Here is a 798-nt window from a genome sequence, read left to right as displayed (position 1 = left end):
CAGCAATAGCGATACGCTGACGGTCTATGTGTTCCGCAATGTCAGCGGATCGGTGCCGCTGTGGTTCGACCGGATCGACTGGGTCGCAAGCCACCGCGACATCTATGGCGGGCTGGTGCCGCTGCACACCCCGACCGCGTTCACGCCGCCCGGCCAGGGCACTGCCAGCGGCTTGATCGACAGTTACAGCGTCAGCAAGGGCCCGTATCGCAGCACGGCAATCGCCTTCATGCCATTGGGGGCCGACTGGTACGTGTCGGTGCGCTATTCGTCGAAGACCTTGGACGGCGCGACATTGGAAACGCATATCCGCGCGGTCGTCGCGGCGCTCGGCTGGCCGCAGAAGATCGCGCCACAGCCCGCCGCCGTGCCGGTCGCAGATTGTACGTCCGCGCTCGCGCTGTCGGGCGACGCGAAACCGATCAACCGTAGCAAGGCGATGGGCAGTGCGCTGCTGTTCGGTGCCTTGCTGTCGAGCGCATCGACCGACGAGAAGCAGAAGATGGCGAAGGATGAACCTCCGCCACCGCCCGTGACCTGGTGCCGCGACCTCGCCGCCTCGATCGGCATGGGCAGCAGCGGGGTGTATCGCCCGGTTGGCACCACCGATCGCTATCTCATCGCCTATCAGGATGCCGGTCGCGGCCTGATGGTCGAGCCCGACACGCTCTCGGCGCTGCTCGACACCAAAGCGAAGGCATCCTGGTCGGTGACCGAATATGAAGTTGCCGCGGCGGGCAGCTACATCCCGCGCGATCGCTTGCCGCCCCCCGACCAAGCCCTCAAAATCGTCGGCAA

Annotated in this window: 1 protein-coding gene; it reads left to right on the top strand. The window is 65.7% G+C overall.

Going from position 1 to position 798, the window contains the following annotated elements; translation table 11 throughout:
- The coding region (locus AACY08_RS27640; RefSeq protein WP_339472285.1) for a hypothetical protein at positions 1–798 on the top strand (798 nt) is incomplete at both ends.

Source organism: Pseudomonas sp. EL_65y_Pfl1_R83, from assembly GCF_963970695.1.
Classification (GTDB): domain Bacteria; phylum Pseudomonadota; class Gammaproteobacteria; order Pseudomonadales; family Pseudomonadaceae; genus Aquipseudomonas; species Aquipseudomonas tritici.
The sequence above is the reverse complement of the archived record's forward strand: the minus strand, read 5'-3'. Positions and strand labels throughout refer to the sequence as shown.